The 5,313-nt window shown below is 56.7% G+C and carries 3 rRNA genes; all 3 read left to right on the top strand.

Annotated elements, in window-relative coordinates:
• Nucleotides 1–221 precede the first annotated feature (221 nt).
• Nucleotides 222–1,744 (top strand): 16S ribosomal RNA (locus AB0J78_RS33320).
• 238 nt (nucleotides 1,745–1,982) lie between these two features.
• Nucleotides 1,983–5,059: ribosomal RNA gene (locus AB0J78_RS33315) — 23S ribosomal RNA — on the top strand.
• A 126-nt stretch (nucleotides 5,060–5,185) separates the two neighbouring features.
• A 5S ribosomal RNA gene (gene rrf / locus AB0J78_RS33310) occupies nucleotides 5,186–5,302 on the top strand.
• Together the 16S, 23S and 5S rRNA genes form the textbook arrangement of a ribosomal RNA operon.
• Nucleotides 5,303–5,313 lie beyond the last annotated feature (11 nt).

Below are 5,313 nucleotides of genomic sequence, written 5' to 3'. Positions count from 1 at the left end.
CGAGGAAATGACTCCCCGGAGTTCACGCCCTGGAAGTGGGGTTGTGGCGATGGTGTGGGTGTGTTCTTTGAGAACTCAACAGTGGACTGTTTTGGTTAGTGTTCTTTTATGCCCCTGACCAGTGATGCGAGTTTTTCGTGTTGGTGGTTGGTGGTTTCTTTGAGTATCACGCTCCGACCTTTGGGTTGTTGAGTGTGTGCTGGGATTGTTTCAACAAGGCATTGTTGGAGAGTTTGATCCTGGCTCAGGACGAACGCTGGCGGCGTGCTTAACACATGCAAGTCGAACGATGAAGCCGCTTCGGTGGTGGATTAGTGGCGAACGGGTGAGTAACACGTGGGTAATCTGCCCTGCACTCTGGGATAAGCCTTGGAAACGAGGTCTAATACCGGATATGACACACGGAGGCATCTCCTGTGTGTGGAAAGTTCCGGCGGTGCAGGATGAGCCCGCGGCCTATCAGCTTGTTGGTGGGGTAGTGGCCTACCAAGGCGACGACGGGTAGCCGGCCTGAGAGGGTGACCGGCCACACTGGGACTGAGACACGGCCCAGACTCCTACGGGAGGCAGCAGTGGGGAATCTTGCGCAATGGGCGAAAGCCTGACGCAGCAACGCCGCGTGGGGGATGACGGCCTTCGGGTTGTAAACCTCTTTCGACAGGGACGAAGCTTTCGGGTGACGGTACCTGTAGAAGAAGCACCGGCTAACTACGTGCCAGCAGCCGCGGTAATACGTAGGGTGCGAGCGTTGTCCGGATTTATTGGGCGTAAAGAGCTCGTAGGCGGTTTGTCGCGTCGGCCGTGAAAACCTGCAGCTTAACTGTGGGCGTGCGGTCGATACGGGCAGACTTGAGTTCGGCAGGGGAGACTGGAATTCCTGGTGTAGCGGTGAAATGCGCAGATATCAGGAGGAACACCGGTGGCGAAGGCGGGTCTCTGGGCCGATACTGACGCTGAGGAGCGAAAGCATGGGGAGCGAACAGGATTAGATACCCTGGTAGTCCATGCCGTAAACGTTGGGCGCTAGGTGTGGGGATGGGTTCCACCGTTTCCGTGCCGTAGCTAACGCATTAAGCGCCCCGCCTGGGGAGTACGGCCGCAAGGCTAAAACTCAAAGGAATTGACGGGGGCCCGCACAAGCGGCGGAGCATGTGGATTAATTCGATGCAACGCGAAGAACCTTACCTGGGTTTGACATGCACTAGACAGCCGTAGAGATACGGTTTCCCTTGTGGTTGGTGTACAGGTGGTGCATGGCTGTCGTCAGCTCGTGTCGTGAGATGTTGGGTTAAGTCCCGCAACGAGCGCAACCCTTGCCCTATGTTGCCAGCGGGTTATGCCGGGGACTCGTAGGGGACTGCCGGGGTCAACTCGGAGGAAGGTGGGGATGACGTCAAGTCATCATGCCCCTTATGCCCAGGGCTTCACACATGCTACAATGGCTGGTACAGAGGGTTGCGATGCCGTGAGGTGGAGCGAATCCCTTAAAGCCGGTCTCAGTTCGGATCGGGGTCTGCAACTCGACCCCGTGAAGTCGGAGTCGCTAGTAATCGCAGATCAGCATTGCTGCGGTGAATACGTTCCCGGGCCTTGTACACACCGCCCGTCACGTCATGAAAGTCGGTAACACCCGAAGCCCATGGCCTAACCCTTTGGGAGGGAGTGGTCGAAGGTGGGACTGGCGATTGGGACGAAGTCGTAACAAGGTAGCCGTACCGGAAGGTGCGGCTGGATCACCTCCTTTCTAAGGAGCAACATAAACCCCAGTCATAGACTGGGAGTTTCCGTGGGTTGAGCGCGAGTGTCGTTCACCACGGGTGCTCGATGGATTGTGGAACACACTAATCGTCTGGCCGGCTGGTGCTGGTTGGGGCAGTTCACTGTTGGGTATCTGAGAGGACACACCACGTGCCCGGTTGGGTGTGTGGTTGTTTTTTCGGGTTGTTGTTTGAGAATTGTATAGTGGGTGCGAGCATCTTTGTGGCCAAGTTTTTTAGGGCACATGGTGGATGCCTTGGTACCAGGGGCCGATGAAGGACGTGGTAGGCCGCGATAGTCCTCGGGGAGTTGTCAAACGAGCTGTGATCCGAGGGTGTCCGAATGGGGAAACCCAGCCCGAGTGATGTCGGGTTACTCATGCCTGAATATATAGGGTGTGAGGGGGAACGCGGGGAAGTGAAACATCTTAGTACCCGTAGGAAGAGAAAACACTGGTGATTCCGTGAGTAGTGGCGAGCGAAAGCGGAAGAGGCTAAACCGTGCGCGTGGGATACCTGGTAGGGGTTGCGTGTGCGGGGTTGTGGGACATCGCCTGAGAGGGCTACTGACCTCTCAGCATTTGTGTTGCGTGTTAGTTGAACAGGTTGGGAAACCTGACCAGAGACGGTGAGAGTCCGGTAGACGAAAATGCGTGGCCGGTGTGTGGTGGTGTTCCCGAGTAGCAGCGCTTTCGTGGAGGGTGCTGTGAATCTGGCGGGACCACTCGCTAAGCCTAAATACTTCCTGGTGACCGATAGTGGATAGTACCGTGAGGGAATGGTGAAAAGTACCCCGGGAGGGGAGTGAAATAGTTCCTGAAACCATGTGCCTGCAATCCGTCAGAGCAGTCTTAGCAACTGTGATGGCGTGCCTTTTGAAGAATGAGCCTGCGAGTTACTGCTGCGTGGCGAGGTTAACCCGTTGGGGGTAGCCGGAGCGAAAGCGAGTCTGAATAGGGCGTGTGAGTCGCGTGGTGTAGACCCGAAGCGGAGTGATCTACCCATGGCCAGGGTGAAGCGCGGGTAAGACCGTGTGGAGGCCCGAACCCACCAGGGTTGAAAACCTGGGGGATGAGCTGTGGGTAGGGGTGAAAGGCCAATCAAACTCCGTGATAGCTGGTTCTCCCCGAAATGCATTTAGGTGCAGCGTCGCATGTTGCTTGGGTGGGGTAGAGCACTGGTTGGTTGATGGGCCTTCACGGGTTACTGAGATCAGCCAAACTCCGAATACGCCTGAGTTGAGTGTGGCAGTGAGACGGCGGGGGAGAAGCTTCGTCGTCGAGAGGGAAACAGCCCAGAGCATCGGCTAAGGCCCCCAAGTGTGCGCTTAGTGGGAAAGGATGTGGGATCGCTTAGACAACCAGGAGGTTGGCTTAGAAGCAGCCATCCTTGAAAGAGTGCGTAATAGCTCACTGGTCAAGTGGTCCTGCGCCGACAATGTAGCGGGGCTGAAGCGCACCGCCGAAGCCATGCCAATCCAGCGTTTGTTGGGTTGGGTAGGGGAGCGTCCTGCACGAGGTGAAGCGTCCGCGGAAGCGTGGTGTGGATTGTGTGGGAGTGAGAATGCAGGCATGAGTAGCGAGTGAAGAGTGAGAATCTCTTCCGCCGGATGACCAAGGGTTCCTGGGGAAGGTTCGTCCGCCCAGGGTGAGTCGGGGCCTAAGGCGAGGCCGACAGGCGTAGTCGATGGATAACGGGTTGATATTCCCGTACCCGTGCATACGCGTCCATGATGAGGTTTCTGATGCTAACCATCCGGAATCCGGTTGACTCTTCGGAGGAGACCGGGGACTGCATGGGACCCGATGGGATAGTAGTCAAGTGATGGGGTGACGCAGGAGGGTAGCTCTGCCAGTGAGTGGTTGTACTGGTGTAAGCCTGTAGCCCGGTGTGTAGGTAAATCCGCACATCATGTGGGTGAGGGGTGATGCGTAGCCGTTGTGGTGAAGTGAGTGATCCCATGCTGCCGAGAAAAGCCTCTAGCGAGTGTGTGCACGGCCCGTACCCGAAACCGACACAGGTGGTCAGGTAGAGAATACCGAGGCGGTCGGGTGAACTGTGGTTAAGGAATTCGGCAAATTGCCCCCGTAACTTTGGGAGAAGGGGGGCCACTGCTGGTGAACACTTTTTCGGTGGGAGCTGGTGGTGGTCGCAGAGGCCAGGGAGAAGCGACTGTTTACTAAAAACACAGGTCCATGCGAAGCTGTAAGGCGATGTATATGGACTGACGCCTGCCCGGTGCTGGAACGTTAAGAGGACCCGTAAAGCCCTTTGGGGTGTAGCGGAGAATTTAAGCGCCAGTAAACGGCGGTGGTAACTATAACCATCCTAAGGTAGCGAAATTCCTTGTCGGGTAAGTTCCGACCTGCACGAATGGCGTAACGACTTCTCCGCTGTCTCGACCACAGGCCCGGTGAAATTGCAGTACGAGTAAAGATGCTCGTTTCGCGCGGCAGGACGGAAAGACCCCGGGACCTTTACTATAGCTTGGTATTGGTGTTTGGTTCGGCTTGTGTAGGATAGGTGGGAGACTGTGAAGCTGACACGCTAGTGTTGGTGGAGTCGTTGGTGAAATACCACTCTGGTCGTTCCGGGCATCTAACTCGGGTCCGTGATCCGGATCGGGGACAGTGCCTGGTGGGTAGTTTAACTGGGGCGGTTGCCTCCTAAAGGGTAACGGAGGCGCCCAAAGGTTCCCTCAGCCTGGTTGGCAATCAGGTGTTGAGTGTAAGTGTATAAGGGAGCTTGACTGTGAGACTGACGGGTCGAGCAGGTGCGAAAGCAGGGACTAGTGATCCGGCACTGGCTGGTGGAAGCGGTGTCGCTCAACGGATAAAAGGTACCCCGGGGATAACAGGCTGATCTTGCCCAAGAGTCCATATCGACGGCATGGTTTGGCACCTCGATGTCGGCTCGTCGCATCCTGGGGCTGGAGTTGGTCCCAAGGGTTGGGCTGTTCGCCCATTAAAGCGGCACGCGAGCTGGGTTTAGAACGTCGTGAGACAGTTCGGTCCCTATCCGCCGCGCGCGTAGGAGACTTGCGGAAGGCTGTCCCTAGTACGAGAGGACCGGGACGGACGAACCTCTGGTGTGCCAGTTGTTCTGCCAAGGGCACGGCTGGTTGGCTATGTTCGGGAGGGATAACCGCTGAAAGCATCTAAGCGGGAAGCCTGTTCCTAGATGAGGTCTCCCACCCCTTTGTGGGTTAAGGCCCCCGGTAGATGACCGGGTTGACAGGCCGGATGTGGAAGCACAGTAATGTGTGGAGCTGACCGGTGCTGATAGGCCGAGGACTTGCTCACGAAGATGTTACGCACCCACTATACGATATCTGAGACAACAACCCTCGGTTGTTGTTGATATCTGAATATTTGTGTCAACGTGTATTGGCATCCATTGTTTTCCCACTTGAGGGTGGGTACGGGGTTGTCGGTGGCGATGGCGGGGAGGGTCCGCCCGGTCCCATTCCGAACCCGGTAGCTAAGCTCCCCAGCGCTGATGGTACTGCACTCGCTAGGGTGTGGGAGAGTAAGACACCGCCGACACAATCCTTATG

The sequence above is a fragment of the Saccharopolyspora sp. NPDC049426 genome, assembly GCF_040676935.1.
GTDB lineage: Bacteria > Actinomycetota > Actinomycetes > Mycobacteriales > Pseudonocardiaceae > Saccharopolyspora.
The sequence above is the reverse complement of the archived record's forward strand: the minus strand, read 5'-3'. Positions and strand labels throughout refer to the sequence as shown.